Here is a 17,916-nt window from a genome sequence, read left to right as displayed (position 1 = left end):
CTTCTGTCTTTTTTTTCTACAGTAAATACTTGGCAGAGCCTTTTAATAATTAATATACATGGGGATATACCATGAGCTTATCTTTTAAATTATCTACATGCGCATTGACGGTTTCTTTAGCAATGACGCCTGTGATGTCTCAGGCATGGGAAAAGGATAAAACCTACGAAATTACTATTCTTCATACCAATGATCACCACGGCCATTTTTGGCATAATGATCGTGGCGAATATGGTTTAGCTGCACAAAAAACAGTTGTTGATGATATTCGTAATGAAGTCGCTAAAAAAGGCGGTAGTGTGTTGCTGTTATCTGGTGGTGATATCAATACCGGTGTTCCTGAGTCAGATTTACAAGATGCAGAGCCTGATTTTAAAGGTATGAACCTCGTTGGTTACGATGCAATGGCATTGGGTAACCATGAATTCGATAATCCATTAGATGTATTGCGCCAACAAGAAAAGTGGGCAACATTCCCCTTCTTATCTGCCAATATTTATCAAAAAAGTACGGGGGAGCGTCTATTCAAGCCTTATACCATTTTTGATAAGCAAGGCGTAAAGATCGCTGTATTAGGTTTAACAACCGATGATACAGTTCGCATTGGTAATCCTGGTAACTTCCCTGATACTGAATTCCGCGCTCCTGCTGATGAAGCTAAAAAAGTTGTTGAAGAGCTGCGTACAACTGAAAAACCAGACATTATTATCGCTGCAACTCATATGGGGCACTATGATGACGGTAATCATGGCTCTAATGCCCCTGGTGATGTTGAAATGGCTCGTGCTTTGCCAAAAGGCTATTTAGATATGATTGTGGGCGGTCACTCACAAGATCCTGTCTGCATGTCTCAAGAGAACAAAAACTATAAGCAAGCAGATTATGTACCAGGAACCCCTTGTGCACCTGATAATCAAAATGGTACATGGATTGTTCAGGCCCATGAGTGGGGTAAATATGTAGGTCGTGCAGATTTTGAATTCCGCAATGGCGAATTTACCTTAAAACACTATCAGTTAATCCCAATTAACTTGAATCAAAAAGTGAAAAAAGACGACGGCACAATAGAGCTGGTCTATTACACGAAAGAGATTGCACATAACCCAGAAATGATGAAATTGTTAACACCTTACCAAGAAAAAGGGGGGGAGCAATTAAATGTTAAAGTAGGGGAAGTTGTTGGTAAATTAGAAGGTGATCGCAGCAAAGTTCGCTTCGTTCAAACCAATATGGCGCGTTTATTGTTATCGGCACAAGCTGAGCGTGCTAATGCTGATTTTGCTATTATGAGTGGTGGTGGTGTTCGTGATTCTATTGAATCTGGCAATATCACTTATAAAGATGTGCTTAAAGTTCAGCCATTTGCTAATGAACTGGTATATGTTGATTTCAAAGGTGAAGAGGTTGAGCCATATCTTTCTGCGGTTGCTTGCATGAAAGTAGATTCTGGTGCTTATGCTCAATTCTATAATGTAAGTTTAACTGTGGATGCTGATTGCAATGTTAGCGATGTGAAAATTGCAGGTGAGCCACTGGATAAAACCAAATCTTACCGTATGGCGACATTAAATTTTAATGCTATCGGCGGTGATGGTTATCCTAAAGTAGATACTCATCCAGCGTATGTAAATACTGGTTTTGTTGACGCTGAAGTATTAAAAGGCTATATCGAAGCACATTCTCCACTGAAAGCAGCAGATTTTGAGCCTAAAGGTGAGATTGTTTATAAGAAATAGTTGATATTATTCAATAGATAATAATTATTTATAGTTAAAAGGCGGCTTAATAATAGGTCGCCTTTAAAATATATGGAGATTAAGCCTCTTTGCGAATAAGGGCAAATTGAGCACCGAGTACGCTGGCTAAATCTTTGGCTGCTAATTCAATATCTAAACCACGCTTACCACCAGAAACAAACATTGTATCAAATTCTAACGCTTGCTCATCAATTACGGTTGGTAGACGTTTCTTCTGTCCTAATGGGCTAATTCCACCAACTAAATAGCCTGTGACTTTTTGAGCGATTTGAGGATCCGCCATATCCGCTTTTTTGGCTTTAAAGCATTTTGCGACTAATTTTAAATCTAACTGACCTGAAACCGGTGTAACTGCAACAGCTAAATTTTTTGCATCACCATTTAATGCCACTAATAAGGTTTTAAATACTTGGTGATTATTTAAACCTAACTTTTCTACAGCTTCATCACCAAAGTTGTGGACATTAGCATCGTGTTCATAAGGATGTAGCGTGAATTTTATTTTTTGTTTTTCCAGTAAATTTACAGCGGGAGTCATAATTTTTCCTACTAAACGATGATATGTAATTTTCTTTTTATGCCTGCTTAGTTAATAAATCAACTAAGTTTTGTTCACCAAAGAGATGCAATGCGCCAACGGTAACAACATAACGGCCACTAGGAAGTTGTGATAATATTTTTGCCCAATTTTGGTTACGTTGATCCATTAAAATATCAAATACAGCTTTGCTAAATGTATTTGGTAAAGGGGACTGCTTCTCTTTACTATTATAATTTAACCACCAATTAATCATAATTTGCAATGTGCGTGCATTATCGTGCCAATTTTTCAGGGTATCTAGCAGTAATTGTTGACCATCATCAGGAAAATCTAATAAAAGGGCGACTTGACTTTCTATACCTTCAAGCTCAATCAGTGTTTTTTGATATTTGTTAGCATATTGAATAACTTGATAATCAATACCATGTTGCGGTTGAAGGCCTAATTGAGTGGCTTGTGTAGATTGCAAAATAAGTGCAATTTGCCAAAGTGGTTTATCGTCGATTTGAAAAAGCGGGATCTGTAAACTTTCACATTGTTGAATAACTTTTGTAAGAAAAATATCATTAATTCGCGTATTTATAGGCTCTCTAAAAAGAGATTGCTGATCAAAAGCTTGAGTTTCAGTTGAAATATCCGCTTCAATAATAATAGCATCCGCTTGCCTGATTTCGCTAATGAGCACTTCTGATAGTGGCGACATGGTCGGTACACCCATATGTATGCTGCCCACTAAATGCAATGAGATATTATTGGGTAAAGTAATATCAACGGCAGGGTAAGGATAGTGAGTAGTTTTATTGATACCTATCCATTTTTTTATTTGCTGAACAATACCCACCATTTAATCTGCTCCTGCTGAGGAATAAAATAACAAGTTTCCAGCATAACGGATTTAGAAATGAATGAAATAACGAAAACTAAGGAATTACTTAATTTTCGTTATTTTAATTAATTTGTAATGATCACCAACTAATACCGACACCACCAGCAGAGACCCAACTATTGCTTTCATTCCATGCGGTAGAAGCTCTAACTTTTATATTTTCATTAATACGGTATTGCATACCCCAAGCAAGAGCTGTGGCATTACGATAATTACCGATACCAATAGCGGTACTAAATGTAGCATTATCAGTAAAAGGTAAATTACTCATTGCGGCTACAGAGGCAATGCCTTGATTGGCACGTTTTTCAACTTTATAAAAACGATTTTGGGTATCAGATTTAAAATGTTCAAAATTCTCTTTAAGTGCATTAAATTGGCTTCTACCTGTTGATTGTTGATTATATAAATGAGAAAGATGATTTTTTAGCGGTAACCTAACTCCATTAATATCAACACTATTAATAGTGTTTTCTTTTATATCATTAATTTGCAATGTGTTCTCGGTGATGTTATTTGTGTTTTTAATGATTGTGATTCTACTTTCATCAATAGCATCTGCATTTTCATCAATTTTATTTTTGTTAATATTAATATTATCTTTATTGGTTTTAATGTTTGTTTTATTTGTATTTGAATTCACTGCATTTGTGTTAGACATATGTTCAATAGATAATATTTTCGTTCTGTTTTTATTGATGTTGTTTTTATTATCTATTGTATCTTTATTTTCATTAGTCTCACCTATATGTCTGTTTAGTTTATTTATTGTTTGATGTATTTTTTGATCTAAAAGGTTATCGTTTCTGTTTCTTTCTTGATCTTGTTCTTCTTGTTTATTCTGAATAGCAGTGATTTTTTTTACAAAATTATCTTCTAATTTAAGTACTGTTTCTTTTGGGGTACTAACGCCTTTTCCTCTTAGTATGTTTTTTTCTAATTCATTAAGTTTTGAATCAGGTAAGCGATGATGCCTTTGAATCAGTATTTTATTCTTAGTATTAGCAAGATTATCAATTTTATTTTTATTAAAAGAAACAGGTTCATTTGAATTTGGAATAAGAATTGGAGTATCTGTATGGCTTGAAAAGTTAGCAAGATAACCCAATACTGCTTCTTTAAAATTACCACTTGTATTATCTAAATCTATTGATTTATCTCTGAATTGATTATCTGTAATCAGAGTTTTCTCTATATCAAAATTTTCTTTTGGTATTATTTTTCTTATTTCTTTATCCATTTTTCTTATTATTTCATCTGTTATTCTGATAATTTCAACAGTTTTTTCAGAATTGTCACTAGGACTATGATGATACGAATTCATATGATAAATATAAAAATCACTTACAAATTCATCAAGAATAGGTCTGGTAATTTCATTTTTCATAGGAGATGAAGATAGAGATGTAGAATTAATCGGGTTATCATTAAGATAAGTATTTTCAGGTGAAATAAAATCTCCCTCTGTTATTGTTTTTGCAATAGAAAAAGCATTCATAGAATAAATTAGAGATAGGCTAAGTATGGCGATTTTTTTTAATTTCATGATTAATTCCTTTTAATATAAGATCCTTGTTAACTATTTAATTCTAAAATTAGAATAATAAACTAGCAATGTTAATATCTTTTGAAATGTTTTTATGGCTATTTTATATAGGAATTTAATTGTATATATGAATAATAAAGTTAATGAAAAATTTATAGTATATTGCTATTCTAGGACTAAGAGGGCGGAGTGATGACTCTCTTGTATAATGAAAAATTCCTCTTTGACTGGCCGATAGAAATATCGGCTTTTTTTTTAACATGTTGATAAGTAAACTGATAACTATTTTATAATAAAAAAAACCTCTTTTACCCTGAAGATAAAAGAGGTTTAGAGATAGTGCGCTTAGCCTTAACGCAGCATGTGTATGGTTTTATTGCTTAGGTTTAAAACGTAATAAGCGATTCGCATTACTTACAACTGTGATTGAAGATAACGCCATTGCTGCACCTGCGACAACTGGGTTTAGCAATGTACCTGTTAATGGGTATAAAATACCTGCCGCAATTGGGATACCTAAGCTGTTATAGACAAAGGCACCAAAGAGGTTTTGCTTCATATTACGTAGTGTGCCTTTTGAGATCTCAACGGCATCCGCAACACCATGTAAGCTATGGCGCATTAAGGTAATTGCCGCAGTTTCTATCGCAATATCACTACCGCCACCCATCGCGATACCGACATCCGCTTTAGCTAATGCTGGCGCATCGTTAATACCATCTCCAATCATAGCAACGCGATGGCCTTGTGCCTGTAGCTCAGTAATTGCTTGCGCTTTGCCTTCTGGCATTACACCAGCAATAACTTGGTCAATACCAGCTTCTTTTGCTATAGCATTGGCCGTAATCGGGTTATCACCAGTTAACATCACTAAGCGATAACCTTGATTGTGTAAGCGTTGCAATGCACTTACGGTATCTTCTCTAAGTGGATCTCGAATAGATAATAGTGCGGCTATTTTGCCATCTTGAGCAAGTAAAACGGGTGTAACCCCTTTTGCTGCTTGAGTTTCAATAAGTGTATTGATTTCACTAATATCAATACCTGATTCACTCATTAGTTTAGGGTTACCTAAAAGTACTGTTTTACCCTCAATCTCACCACTTAGCCCCATTCCTGCGAGCGTGCGAAATTGATTAATCTCAGGTAAATGAATTCCTTTAGCTCGAGTTAAAATTGCTTTGGCTAATGGGTGATTAGAGCCATTTTCAAGTGATCCCGCTAATGCTAATGCTTGAGCTTCACTCACTTGATTAAAGGTATGAATTTCAGTTACCTGAGGCATCCCTTCTGTTAATGTACCTGTTTTATCAAATACTAACGTATCAAGGTTGCTCGCTTGTTGAAGTGCGTCAGCATCGCGTACTAATACGCCATATTCAGCTGCACGACCCACACCTGAAATAATCGACATTGGTGTTGCCAGACCCAGCGCACAAGGGCAGGCGATAATCAGCACTGTTGTGATAATTACTAATGCATAGGTAATTTGTGGCGATGGGCCAAAGAAATACCAAATAGCGCCAGCTATTAGCGCTATCACAACAACAACAGGCACAAATACGCTTGAAATTTTATCGGCTAATTGCCCAATTTCAGGTTTACTACTTTGGGCTTGTCGGACTAATTTTATAATGCGAGCAAGAGTTGTTTTGCTACCAACAGCTGCGGCTTTAAATAGTACTGAGCCGTCTTGCACCGTTGTACCAGCATGTATGATGTCACCGATGGTTTTTTGCTGTGGAATTGGCTCACCAGTGAGCATAGCCTCATCCATCCATATTTCACCTTGAATGATTTCACCATCAACAGGCACTTTATCACCGGTTGCTAAACGTAAAGTCATTCCTTGTTTAACATCAGCAAGTGGCATTGCAATTTCACCTTTGTCAGTGACAACTCTTGCTGTTGGTGGTGTTAAATCTAATAGTCGTTCTAGTGCTTTAGATGAACGTTGGCGAGCCCTTTGTTCAAGCATATGACCAAGATTAATTAAACCAATAATCATCGCACTGGCTTCGTAATAGAGATGTCGCGCTTGTTCAGGAAAAACCTCTGGCCATAGATTTACTGTAATAGAGTAAAGCCAAGCGGTTCCTGTTCCTAATGCAACTAAGGTATCCATTGTTGCACTACGATTTTTTAAGCTTTGCCATGCACTACGATAAAAATGTCCACCAGCGACAACCATCACAAAGAGGGTGGCAATCCCAATAGCTAACCAAATACTGTGATTAGCTTCTGTTAGCATCATATTATCGCCGATCATTCCCCAGACCATAACTGGAATACCAACGACCAATGCTAATGCTGCTTGCCAACGAAAACGTTTCATATTAGCGACAGCGACCTCTTGCTGGCGTTCTCTACGTTTTACATCGTCTTGAATAATTTCAGCACCGTAGCCTGCTTTTTCAATGGCACTGATTAATGCATCATGATCAGCATCACCTGTTACTAAAGCGCTACGCTCAGCAAGATTAACTCTTGCATTATCAACACCTTCAACACTTTGTAATGCTTTGTGAACTTTACTAACACAACTTGCACAAGTCATGCCATCAATTAAGAGCTGAATACTGCCATCGTCATCAGTATCTATATCTACATCGTTATTAGGAATATCTGTATTTTCAACTGGAATATCACAAACAGCCGCTGACGATGCTTCCAGTTGTGCATGCGTTTGCGTCAGCGGCTCAGTTTTTGGGTGATCAGTACTCGCTAATTCAGCTTCAAAACCAGCATCCTTAATCACATTAATTAATTGTTCTGCTGAAACTGAGCCTGTGACTTTAGCGTGAGTTAGCTCTACATCTACGTTTTCTACGCCTTCTATTCCTTCAAGCGCTTTTTTTACTGAGCCAATGCAGTGGCCGCAATTTAAACCAGAAAGGGTTAATTCAATGGTATTATTTGTATCAGCTAAGCTTGCTTTAAAGCCTTCAGCTTCAATGGCAGAAATTAAGGTATCTGCGTTTGCATCACCAAAGATATCAGCCGATTCTTTAGTGACATTAACATCTACAACACCTTCAACCGCTAACAGCGCTTTTTCTGTTTTACCCACACATTTCATGCAGTTAAGGCCGCTTAGGCTTAATTTAACATCAGGGTGGGTTGCTATTGCCGCCTCATATCCAGCTTCTTCTATCGTTTTGATTAAGCTTTCAGCAGTTGCATCGCTATCAATTTTAGCGTATTGAATAGTTACTACGGACTGTTCTATATCATTGCGGGCATCAAGTGATTTTTTTACACTGTTTATACAGTGGGAGCATGAAAGCCCTTGTAGCGCGAGAAGCGTATTTTTTGCCATGATTTTTTATCTCCGAAATAAAAAAGCGAATACCTCTATTATTACGCAATATTAGGTAACTTGCTTTCTTTAAAGGTTTTTATTATCTGAGATAAAGGCTAAACCTTTCCGCAAGGGGAAGGTCAAGGGGGAATTTTGAATATTAGTGAAATCGCAAGTAAAACAGGATTAACAGCCAAGGCAATCCGATTTTATGAAGAAAAAGATTTAATCACACCACCAGGAAGAGGTGAAAATGGCTATCGCTATTATCGACCTCAACACCTTGAAGAGTTGACTCTGTTACGACAAGCCAGAGAAGTGGGATTTAATTTAGAAGAGTGTCGATCATTATTAATGTTGCTTAGAAATCCATTGCGGCATAGTGCTGATGTTAAAGAGGCAACATTAAAAAAAGTTGCTGAAATTGAGAAAACGATTAACGAATTAAATGCAATTCGTCATCGTCTTCTCTCATTAGCCAGTGAATGTCCTGGTGATGATGGTGCCGATTGCCCAATAATCAATCATCTTTCTGGGTGTTGCCACCAGCAGAAGTGATCGCGATAACGTGCAATGTAATACCATCAATGGTAACAACTTCAACTTTGTCACCAGCATGTAGTGGCGTGTCTGAATAAACACGCCAGCTACCATCAGCAAGTTTCACACGACTAAAGCCGCTTTCTGTATCTGACAATAAAACGGCTTTCACTCCCATAAGTTGATGACTTTTTTGATTTAAATTCTCAGCTTCTTTTGATAGTTTTCTTTGCTTAAGCCAAATTCGCCAAAGGATTGCACTAATAACAGTAAGCAAAGCAAACAGAATACCTTGAATAGGCCAACCAATAGGTAATATCCATGCAAGCAAAGAAACACATAGCGCTGCAATACCTGACCATAATAGATATCCCGCGGTTCCTAGCATTTCTGCTATTAACAGCAAGCCACCGAGGCCAAGCCAGAAAAGCGCAGATTGAGCACTAATCAGTTCAATCATCATTAATTGCTCTTGTTACCAGAATCAGTTTTTTTCGTGTTACTAATTAGCTCTGAAATACCACCAATTGCTCCCATTAAATTACTTGCTTCTAATGGCATCATAATGACTTTGCTATTTTCAGCAGAACCAATTTGTGACAGTGCATCAGTATATTTCTGCGCAATAAAGTAGTTAATGGCTTGCATATCTCCTTTAGCGATAGCATCAGAAACCATTTGAGTTGCTTTTGCTTCCGCTTCTGCCGCACGTTCACGAGCTTCTGCTTGCAAGAATGCTGATTGACGCTCACCTTCAGCTTTTAGAATTTGGCCTTGTTTTTCACCTTCTGCTTTTAAGATAGCAGCCTGGCGAATACCTTCCGCTTCTAAAATATCGGCACGTTTTGTACGTTCAGCTTTCATTTGCGCATTCATCGCAGAAATAAGCTCTTTGGGTGGACGAACATCACGAATTTCGATACGGGTAATTTTAATACCCCATGGGTTTGTTGCGTCATCAACAATCAGTAAAAGACGGCTATTGATTTGGTCACGTTGAGATAAAATTTCATCAAGCTCCATCGAGCCTAACACGGTACGAATATTTGTCAGTGTTAAGTTAATAATTGCCAGTTCAAGGTTATTAACTTCATAAGCGGCTTTTACAGGATCAATAACTTGGATAAAGCAGACCGCATCAATACTGACGTTGGCATTATCACGAGAAATGACTTCTTGAGAAGGGATATCAAGAACTTGTTCCATCATATTAATGCGACGGCCAATACGGTCAACAAATGGGATCAGAATTTGAAGACCTGGCGAAAGTGTGCGTGTATAACGACCAAAACGTTCGACAGTCCACTGATAACCCTGTGGCACGGTTTTAACACCACTTAACACTAAAATAACAGCAAATAAAATGATAATACCAATGACTATTTCCATATACCTGTCCTAAAGTCGTTTCAGTGAGTAAAAGTTAATAAAGTAAAGAGTACATCATACGGCGATATTTAGATGCCAGACTGTCATTAGCCCCTAAAGCCGACAAAATATCCATCAGGGTTTTCTTAACTTGCCCATCACCTGCATTGAGATCTCTTTTCAAGAAACGATAAAGTAATTCTAATGCTTCTTCATTACGGGCAACCTCATGTAATTTTAGTGCAAGTTGAGTTGCCAGCGCGGTATTTTCAGGTTGTTGATTAAAATCGACTTGTAACTGCTGAATCTCAGGGGTATCAGCTGCTTGTTTTTGCAATTCAATTTGCGCTAATAGGCTGTGATAGTAGCTATCTTGGTCTTGTAATGGGATGGTTGTTAATAACTCTTGAGCTTCTTCATTTTTATTCAATGAAATTAAAGCGCCAGCTAAAGCTAAGGTTATTTCACTGTTTTTAGGTGCTAGTTGATGTGCTTCTTTTAGCAATGGTAGTGCTTCATCAGCTTTACCTTCTGCCAGTAACTCAGCCGCCTGTGCTGCTTTTAGCTCTTCTGGTTTTGGTAGAGTTTTACCCAGAATATTGCGAATAACATCGTCAGGTTGAGGGCCTTCAAAGCCATCAACAGGGCGACCTTCTTGTAAAATATAAACAGTCGGGATTGCTCGTAAGCCAAATTGAGAGGCAATCATTTGTTCAGCATCGCAATCGAGTTTGGCTAAAATAAATTGGTCTGCATATTCTGCAGCGAGTTTATCTAGTGTTGCACCAAGCTCTGCACAATGTGGGCTGCGTTCTGAATAGAAATACATCATGACAGGCTTTGTCATAGATTGTTCTATAATTTGCTGAATATTTGATTCATTTACATCAACAATATGTGCAGTTGCTAACATTAACTTGTCCCTTTTTGAGAATTCTGAAAATAAATACTATTTTTAAAGCTATTTAGTTAATAAATAGGGATGAAATCCATAAATATCAAGCCTTGCCACTTTGATGGCTTAAAACAGCATCCATTAATGCATCAGGTAAAAAGCGTTTTAATATTCTGACAGCGTAAGTTAATAGGGTCACGGGATAACGTAACTTAGGTTTTGGACTTTCTAAAGCATGAATTAGCTTTTTCACTACGTCGTCAGGTGTTAATGTGAAACGGCTCGCAATCCCCGGATTTTTTACCGGTTTATCTTTTTCTGCTTGAGCAACGTTTTTAGTAAAAGAAGTCTGTATTGGGCCAGGTTCAATTAAACAGACTTTTACACCAGAGTGTGCGATTTCCATCCTTAATGCATCAGACCATGCTTCTACCGCATATTTACTCGCCGCATAAGCACCTCGACCCGGAGTGGAAATAATTCCCATTACAGAGCTGGTTTGAATAATACGGCCTTCACCATGAGGTAGCATGGCAGGCAGTAATAGCATTGTTAATTGATGCATGCCAAAAAAGTTAGTAGAAAATTGTTTTTCCATCTGTTGGCGGCTAATGGCATCTAACGGGCCATAAACACCAAAACCGCCATTATTAAATAATCCATATAAACGACCATTTGTTAGACGAATAACTTCTAATGCCGCTTTTTCGACACTTTTAGCATCATCAAGATCAAGGTAAATAGGTTCTAATCCCAGTGTTTCCATACGTTTAAGGTCTTCATCTTTACGGCAAGCGGCAAGTACACGAAAGCCTCTTTCTTTTAAAGTTTTTGCAGCACAAAGGCCAATTCCACTGGAACTTCCTGTTATCAATACCGTTTTTTGCATAATTTTACAATTAATCTCGTTTAATCTAGCTTAACTACTGTCAGAATAGTCTAGTGTGTTAAATAAGGAGATAACGTTTTGTCCATCCACTCAGCAATAAAAGGTTGAGCTGCTTCATTGGGATGAATGCTATCACTTTGCATCCACTCTGGTTTATCTGCTATTTGCACCATATAGAATGGAATTAGTGGTAGTGCGTTATTTTTAGCTAATTCTGGATAAATAGCGGAAAACGATTGTGTATAACGTTTACCGTAATTAGGGGAAATTATTATTTGCATAAACAAAGGTGTCGCGCCGGCATTTTTCACTTGTGTGATGATGTTTTGCAGTGCTTCTTTTGTTTGTGCAACAGGGTATCCTTGTAAGCCATCATTTGCACCTAGTTCAATCAATACCCAGCGAGGTTGATGCTGTTTTAATAAATCAGGTAGCCGATTTTGCCCTTGAAATGCAGTTTCACCACTAATGCTAGCATTAATAACCTTGATTTCAGGGTAGGTTGTTTTCCATTTATCAGTAAGGCGCTGTGGCCACGCGCTCTCAATAGGAAGGCGATACCCGGCACTTAAGCTGTCACCAAAGATTAAAAATGTATCAGCAGCAATTGCCTTAAAGCTAAACATCATGATAACGATAAGGAAAAATGTATGTCGTCGGAAAAGGTTCTTGAAGTTCATCAGTTAACCAAACAAGTAGGACAGGGTGATAGTCAGATCTCTATATTGCAGGGTGTTGAGCTTGTTGTCGAGTCTGCACAAACAATTGCGTTAATTGGTGAATCAGGATCGGGCAAATCCACCTTATTAGGTATAATTGCAGGATTAGATGATGGCAGTGCAGGTTCTGTAAAATTGATGGGACAAGATTTAACGACCATGAATGAAGAGCAGCGAGCGATGTTACGTGCTCAGCATGTGGGCTTTGTCTTTCAATCATTTATGTTGATCCCGACATTGAATGCACTTGAAAATGTGCAGTTGCCCGCATTATTAAAAGGGGAGTCAGAAAAACACAGCCATACGCGTGCAGTTAATTTACTAAACCAGTTAGGATTAAGCGAGCGGTTATATCATATGCCAGCGCAACTTTCTGGTGGCGAACAACAACGAGTCGCGCTGGCGAGAGCTTTTTGTACTCAACCCGCAATTTTGTTTGCTGATGAACCAACAGGAAATCTTGACCGTAAAACGGGAGATAAAATAGCCGATTTACTGTTTTCACTTAATCGTGATTATGCGACCACGTTGATTTTAGTCACTCATGATAATGAGCTTGCAGCGCGGTGTCAGCGTCGGTTACGTTTGGTTGATGGTCAACTTAAGGAGGAGTCATGATTTGGCGTTGGTTTTGGCGCGAATGGCGTTCTCCCGCTTTATTAATTGTTTGGCTATCACTCGCTTTAGCTGTAGCTTGCGTTTTAGCATTAGGGCGGATTGGTGATCGCATTGATAAAAGTATTTACGCCCAAAGCCGTGATTTAATTGCGGGTGATTTAGTTTTACGTGCATCTTATCCCGTGGATGAAAATTGGCTAAATGAAGCTAAAACAATGGGCTTAACGCTAAGCCGCCAAATGCAATTTACGACCATGTCGTATGCACCAGAAGGAGATACACCACAACTTGCCTTAGTTAAGGCTGCGGATAATTTATATCCACTTTATGGGGAATTAGAAACTCAACCTGTAGGCTTAAAACCAGAAAAAGGGCAAGCGTTAGTAGATGCTCGCTTATTATCATTATTAGATATTAATGTTGGAAGCAAAATTGATGTAGGTGATGCCACATTTACGATAGCAGGTATTTTAATTCAAGAGCCTGATAGTGGATTTAATCCTTTTCAAATCGCACCTAGGATTTTAATTAGTTTAGAGGATGTTGAATCGACGGGGGCAATTCAACCGGGAAGTCGACTCACTTATCGGTATATGTTTGCGGGTAATGAATCCGCAATTGATGCCTATCAGCAACGTTTTGATCCTCAGCTAAAGCCAGATCAGCGCTGGAATAGTTTAAAACAAGATACTGGTGCACTCTCTCAATCTATGGAAAGAGCGAAAAATTTCTTATTGTTATCTGCACTATTAACGCTGTTATTAGCTATCTCAGCCGTTGCTGTTTCTATGACTCACTATTGTCGTAGCCGTCATACCTTAATTGCAGTATTAAAAACATTAGGCGCTGATAAACGGGCATTGCGTAAATGGATTGTTGGGCAATGGGGCGTTATTATTTTTGCCGCAATTATTGTTGGTTCATTGGTTGGTTTGGCTTTTGAAACGATTTTGCTACAGATATTAGCGCCAGTGTTACCAAAGACATTACCCGATGCCAGCCTATTACCTTGGCTGTGGTCGGTGGGCTCTTTGCTGTTAATCGCTTTATTAACAGGTTTAAGGCCTTATCACCAATTAATGTCTACGCAGCCTTCTCGCGTATTACGTAGTGATGTTACTGCACCTGTTTGGCCACTAAGATATTATTTGCCAATAGTAGCGTTAATCGTAGTTGGTGCTTTAACGCTATTTGCGGGAACTGGAGTATTGTTATGGTCTATTTTATTGGGTGTTGTCATTATTGCATTTTTATTAGGTATTATTGGCTGGTTAGGGCTGTGGATCTTAAAACAGTTTAAATTTCGCCAATTAAGTGCGCGTTTAGCCGTGACACGATTGTTACGTCAGCCATTTCAAACCATGACGCAATTAGCCGCTTTTGCATTATCGTTTATGTTACTCACACTGTTGGTGCTAATTCAGGGGGATTTACTTGAAAAATGGCAAAAACAGTTACCCGAAGATAGCCCAAATTACTTTCTAATTAATATGTCGCAGCCACAGGTACAAGAAATTAATACCTTAATGGCGCAATACAAAGTAACGCCGACCGATGCTTATCCTGTGGTACTCGCGAGGCTTACGCAAATTAATGGTAATAATGCTAAAGAGTGGGCTGATGCGCGAGATAATGGCAACAATACGGTTCGTCGAGAATTGAATTTAACGTGGCATAGCGAGTTACCAAAAGATAACCTGATTATTGAAGGAACTTGGCCTCCTGTTGGCAATGGCGTTTCACTTGATCAAGGTGTTGCTGAAAAACTAGAAATTAAATTGGGTGATGAATTAACCTTTGTGGGTGATACCCGCGAATTTAAATCCGTTGTCACTAGTATTCGCCATGTTGATTGGGAAAATCTTCGTCCTAACTTCTTCTTTATTTTTTCAGAAGAAGGATTGAATAATCAACCTGAGAAATGGATGAGTAGTTTTTATTACCAAGGAGATGGTTCGTTGATCACGGCATTGAATCGACAATTTCCGACAGTGAGTGTGCTAGATACAGGTGCGTTGATTCAGCAAGTTCAGCAGATCTTACAACAAGTCAGTCGTGCGTTAGAGATAATGGTTGGGCTTGTGATGATTTGTGGTGGATTATTACTGATTGCTCAGATTCAAGTGGGAATGACACAACGGCGTATTGAGCTAGTGGTTTATCGTACATTAGGCGCAGGAAAATCACTGTTACGCAGAACTTTATGGGCCGAGTTTGCATTATTAGGTTTAATGGCAGGGCTCGCCGCCGCTATCGGTGCCGAAGTTGCGTTAAGTTTATTGCAAAAATCAGTATTTAATTTTCCTTGGCAGCCTCAGTGGTTAATGTGGATCACGGTTCCTTTATTAGCAGCACTTTTACTCTCACTTTGTGGCAGTGTATTAGGTGTTAGATTATTGCAAGATAAAGGGCAATATCGACGGATCCAAGGCGAGTAATAATCAAATTAGTTTCACCAAATAAAAATGCTGATGTGCAGTATATTAAAGACATCAGCATTTTTATATTTAGGTCATATATAAATTAGTTAGCTTTTTAAAACATAAGCATAAATACGTTTACTACCATCTTCTTCATGATGGGTATAAACACCTTGTAATTCTGTTGAAAATCCCGGCAGTTGATTGATGGTAACTTCAAGGGCTTGGAAATAACGTAATACAGCGCCATCCCAAACTTCACCAGGAACTGCACACAATACACCCGGTGGATATGGCAACGCACCTTCTGCCGCGATCCTACCTTTTAATTTACTGAGTGGTAAAAGCTCAATATTTCCACGCACAAATTCAATATTTGCTTGTTGTGGGCTAAGTGCTCGTTTGGGAAAATGTGATTTTCTAAACATCTGCTTTTGCAGTAATTTAATATTATAAGTGACACAAAGATTGTGCATTTCCTGGCAGAGTTGACGCAAGGTGTAATCTTGATAGCGTGATTGATGACGATGGCAAATAGACGGTAATACTTGCTCTAGTGGTGCATCTTCAATTAATAATTTCTCAAATCTAATAATCAATGATATTAAGCGTTCAAATTTCTCGCTATGTTCAGCTGGTGTTAATAAAAATAAAATAGAGTTCAGATCGCTTTTTTCAGGAATAACGCCATGCTCGCGTAAATAATTTGCCAATATAGTTGCTGGTACGCCAAAAGCCTCATATTCACCAGTATGAGGATCAATTCCTGGTGTAGTCAGCATTAATTTACATGGATCAACAAAATATTGGTTATTGGCATAGCCTTCAAAAGAGTGCCAATTATCATTAGGAATAAAATTAAAGAATCGTTGATCGTGGGCTATTTCATCGGTGTTATGATCTTGCCAAGCAATGCCATCAACCATTTCAGGAATAAAAGGTTTAATAAACTGACATTGTTTTATTAATGATTTACGTGCTTCGATGCCTTGTTTCACACAATCCATCCACATTGCCTCACCACTTTTACCTACGTGCATTTTTGCATTGATGTCTAATGCAGCAAACAGAGGGTAAAAAGGGCTGGTGGATGCATGCATCATAAAAGCATTATTCATACGTTTATGATTGATATAACGCTGCTGTCCTTTTATATGAGCATCTTTCTTATGAATTTGAGAAGTTTGCGAAAAACCAGCTAATTGCTTATGTACCGATTGTGTGACTAATATTCCGGGATCATTTTCATTTAGTGTGAGTAACAGTGGAGAGCACTGTTTCATCATCGGAATGAATTGCTCATATCCTACCCATGCTGAATCAAACAGAATGTAATCACAAAGATGCCCAATTTTATCAACGACTTGTCGTGCGTTATAAATTGTACCGTCATAAGTACCTAGCTGTATAACAGCTAAACGAAAAGGGCGTTTATCATATTGGCGTTCTGGGGTGATTTCTGCAATTTGTTGACGCAGATAATCCTCTTCAAAACAGTGGGCATCAATGCCACCAATAAAGCCAAAGGGATTACGGGCTGTTTCTAAATAAATAGGTATCGCACCCGCTTGAATCAATGCTCCGTGATGATTTGATTTATGATTGTTTCTATCAAATAACACTAAATCATTCGGCGCTAACAGTGCATTTAAAGCAACTTTATTTGAAGAAGAAGTACCATTTAAAACGAAATAGGTTTTATCAGCATTAAATACTTGTGCAGCAAAGGCCTGCGCATCATAAGGCGCACCTTCGTGGATCAGCAAATCTCCCATTTCAACATCAGCATTACAGAGATCAGAACGAAATAAATTCTCGCCAAAATATTGATAAAATTGCTCTCCAGCTGGATGGCGACGGAAAAATTCACCACCTTGATGACCAGGGCAATCAAAAGCGATATTCTGTTGTGCGACATAATTGACTAAACGTGAAAAGAAAGGCGTTGTAAGACTTTCTTCATATTGAAGTGCTGCTTTTTCAATTAATATGCTGTTTTTTTCATTAGCACTGTTCTCCATAATAATAATACCTTCAACTTGACTAAGTACATCAGCAGAAAGAGTGTCGTTAAGACCAACAGCAATAAATATAGGTAATTGGAATTCTGTTTTTTGAATACGTTTTAATTCACCTGCATTAACCGCAGTTAACGACAATATCACTGCTGATATTTGCGTTAAATTGGCGCCTGTAATGTCAATAACTGTGCGCTCAGTCGTAAAATAGTGTGAAACCGTTGGGCTAGATGCCAATTGCATTTTTTTCATTAGGCTTGGATTTTATTATGGGTCAACAAATATGCCGCCAATATACTTGGTTGCTTATATGAATGGAATGTATTAAAAGAAAATTAGTATCGTTTTATGCGGTTATTTTGCATAAAAAAACATTTTAATCATAAGGGAATAGAGTGAATAAAAAGCAAGAGAAGTT

Annotated in this window: 14 protein-coding genes; 4 read left to right on the top strand and 10 right to left on the bottom strand. The window is 38.0% G+C overall.

Features of this window, described 5'->3' with window-relative positions; genetic code table 11:
• Positions 1-71: 71 nt before the first annotated feature.
• Complete coding sequence (gene ushA / locus M997_RS14815; RefSeq protein WP_064720884.1) at positions 72-1,736, top strand: bifunctional UDP-sugar hydrolase/5'-nucleotidase UshA; 1,665 nt, start codon at positions 72-74, stop codon at positions 1,734-1,736.
• Positions 1,737-1,815: 79 nt separating this feature from the next.
• Here the strand turns inward: ushA and ybaK are convergent, their stop codons facing one another.
• From ybaK to copA, 4 genes are all read right to left on the bottom strand, one after another.
• Positions 1,816-2,295 carry a Cys-tRNA(Pro)/Cys-tRNA(Cys) deacylase YbaK gene (ybaK, locus tag M997_RS14810; protein WP_064720883.1) on the bottom strand — a complete coding sequence of 160 codons (480 nt, stop codon included), beginning with the start codon at positions 2,293-2,295 and terminating at the stop codon, positions 1,816-1,818.
• Between the two features lie 37 nt (positions 2,296-2,332).
• Positions 2,333-3,142, bottom strand: a complete 810-nt coding sequence (locus M997_RS14805; protein WP_064720882.1) for a TraB/GumN family protein — start codon at positions 3,140-3,142, stop codon at positions 2,333-2,335.
• A gap of 121 nt (positions 3,143-3,263) precedes the next feature.
• Positions 3,264-4,730, bottom strand: coding sequence for a YadA C-terminal domain-containing protein (locus tag M997_RS14800; RefSeq protein WP_064720881.1), 1,467 nt, complete (start codon positions 4,728-4,730; stop codon positions 3,264-3,266).
• 373 nt (positions 4,731-5,103) lie between these two features.
• Entirely contained in the window at positions 5,104-8,049 is a 2,946-nt protein-coding gene (gene copA / locus M997_RS14795; protein WP_064720880.1) for a copper-exporting P-type ATPase CopA, read from the bottom strand.
• 135 nt (positions 8,050-8,184) lie between these two features.
• Between copA and cueR the strand changes: the two genes are divergently transcribed.
• Positions 8,185-8,589, top strand: a complete 405-nt coding sequence (cueR, locus tag M997_RS14790) for a Cu(I)-responsive transcriptional regulator (RefSeq protein ID WP_064720879.1) — start codon at positions 8,185-8,187, stop codon at positions 8,587-8,589.
• Here cueR and M997_RS14785 read toward each other — a convergent pair.
• From M997_RS14785 to tesA, 5 genes are all read right to left on the bottom strand, one after another.
• The gene (locus M997_RS14785) at positions 8,552-9,031 is read right to left on the bottom strand and encodes an NfeD family protein (protein WP_064720945.1); all 480 of its coding nucleotides are present in this window, start codon (positions 9,029-9,031) and stop codon (positions 8,552-8,554) included. The genes cueR and M997_RS14785 overlap by 38 nt on opposite strands.
• Before the next feature lie 2 nt (positions 9,032-9,033).
• Positions 9,034-9,960, bottom strand: a complete 927-nt coding sequence (locus M997_RS14780; protein ID WP_064720878.1) for an SPFH domain-containing protein — start codon at positions 9,958-9,960, stop codon at positions 9,034-9,036.
• Between the two features lie 34 nt (positions 9,961-9,994).
• Complete coding sequence (locus M997_RS14775; protein ID WP_064720877.1) at positions 9,995-10,852, bottom strand: co-chaperone YbbN; 858 nt, start codon at positions 10,850-10,852, stop codon at positions 9,995-9,997.
• Between the two features lie 85 nt (positions 10,853-10,937).
• On the bottom strand, positions 10,938-11,723 hold the full coding sequence (locus M997_RS14770; RefSeq protein ID WP_064720876.1) for an SDR family oxidoreductase: 786 nt from the start codon (positions 11,721-11,723) through the stop codon (positions 10,938-10,940).
• A gap of 50 nt (positions 11,724-11,773) precedes the next feature.
• A complete protein-coding gene (tesA, locus tag M997_RS14765; RefSeq protein WP_064720875.1) occupies positions 11,774-12,403 on the bottom strand; it encodes a multifunctional acyl-CoA thioesterase I/protease I/lysophospholipase L1 in 630 nt (209 codons plus the stop codon).
• Between tesA and ybbA the strand changes: the two genes are divergently transcribed.
• Positions 12,374-13,060, top strand: coding sequence for a putative ABC transporter ATP-binding protein YbbA (gene ybbA / locus M997_RS14760; RefSeq protein ID WP_064720874.1), 687 nt, complete (start codon positions 12,374-12,376; stop codon positions 13,058-13,060). The genes tesA and ybbA overlap by 30 nt on opposite strands.
• The gene (gene ybbP, locus M997_RS14755; RefSeq protein ID WP_064720873.1) at positions 13,057-15,498 is read left to right on the top strand and encodes a putative ABC transporter permease subunit YbbP; all 2,442 of its coding nucleotides are present in this window, start codon (positions 13,057-13,059) and stop codon (positions 15,496-15,498) included. The genes ybbA and ybbP overlap by 4 nt, the downstream gene beginning before the upstream one ends.
• Positions 15,499-15,587: 89 nt before the next feature.
• Here ybbP and M997_RS14750 read toward each other — a convergent pair whose 3' ends face one another.
• The gene (locus M997_RS14750; RefSeq protein ID WP_064720872.1) at positions 15,588-17,750 is read right to left on the bottom strand and encodes an ornithine decarboxylase; all 2,163 of its coding nucleotides are present in this window, start codon (positions 17,748-17,750) and stop codon (positions 15,588-15,590) included.
• Positions 17,751-17,916: the final 166 nt, after the last annotated feature.

The sequence above is a fragment of the Proteus hauseri ATCC 700826 genome (assembly GCF_001654965.1).
In the GTDB taxonomy this organism is placed as follows: Bacteria; Pseudomonadota; Gammaproteobacteria; order Enterobacterales; family Enterobacteriaceae; genus Proteus; species Proteus hauseri.
The sequence above is the reverse complement of the archived record's forward strand: the minus strand, read 5'-3'. Positions and strand labels throughout refer to the sequence as shown.

Excerpts from the sequence above, each read along its gene's own strand:
- M997_RS14800 (WP_064720881.1), bottom strand. The coding sequence starts at position 4,730 with ATGAAATTAAAAAAAATCGCCATACTTAGCCTATCTCTAATTTATTCT.
- M997_RS14750 (WP_064720872.1), bottom strand. The coding sequence starts at position 17,750 with ATGAAAAAAATGCAATTGGCATCTAGCCCAACGGTTTCACACTATTTT.
- ybaK (WP_064720883.1), bottom strand. The coding sequence starts at position 2,295 with ATGACTCCCGCTGTAAATTTACTGGAAAAACAAAAAATAAAATTCACG.
- M997_RS14785 (WP_064720945.1), bottom strand. The coding sequence starts at position 9,031 with ATGATTGAACTGATTAGTGCTCAATCTGCGCTTTTCTGGCTTGGCCTC.
- tesA (WP_064720875.1), bottom strand. The coding sequence starts at position 12,403 with ATGAACTTCAAGAACCTTTTCCGACGACATACATTTTTCCTTATCGTT.
- ybbA (WP_064720874.1), top strand. The coding sequence starts at position 12,374 with ATGTCGTCGGAAAAGGTTCTTGAAGTTCATCAGTTAACCAAACAAGTA.
- M997_RS14805 (WP_064720882.1), bottom strand. The coding sequence starts at position 3,142 with ATGGTGGGTATTGTTCAGCAAATAAAAAAATGGATAGGTATCAATAAA.
- M997_RS14770 (WP_064720876.1), bottom strand. The coding sequence starts at position 11,723 with ATGCAAAAAACGGTATTGATAACAGGAAGTTCCAGTGGAATTGGCCTT.
- ushA (WP_064720884.1), top strand. The coding sequence starts at position 72 with ATGAGCTTATCTTTTAAATTATCTACATGCGCATTGACGGTTTCTTTA.
- ybbP (WP_064720873.1), top strand. The coding sequence starts at position 13,057 with ATGATTTGGCGTTGGTTTTGGCGCGAATGGCGTTCTCCCGCTTTATTA.
- M997_RS14775 (WP_064720877.1), bottom strand. The coding sequence starts at position 10,852 with ATGTTAGCAACTGCACATATTGTTGATGTAAATGAATCAAATATTCAG.
- copA (WP_064720880.1), bottom strand. The coding sequence starts at position 8,049 with ATGGCAAAAAATACGCTTCTCGCGCTACAAGGGCTTTCATGCTCCCAC.
- M997_RS14780 (WP_064720878.1), bottom strand. The coding sequence starts at position 9,960 with ATGGAAATAGTCATTGGTATTATCATTTTATTTGCTGTTATTTTAGTG.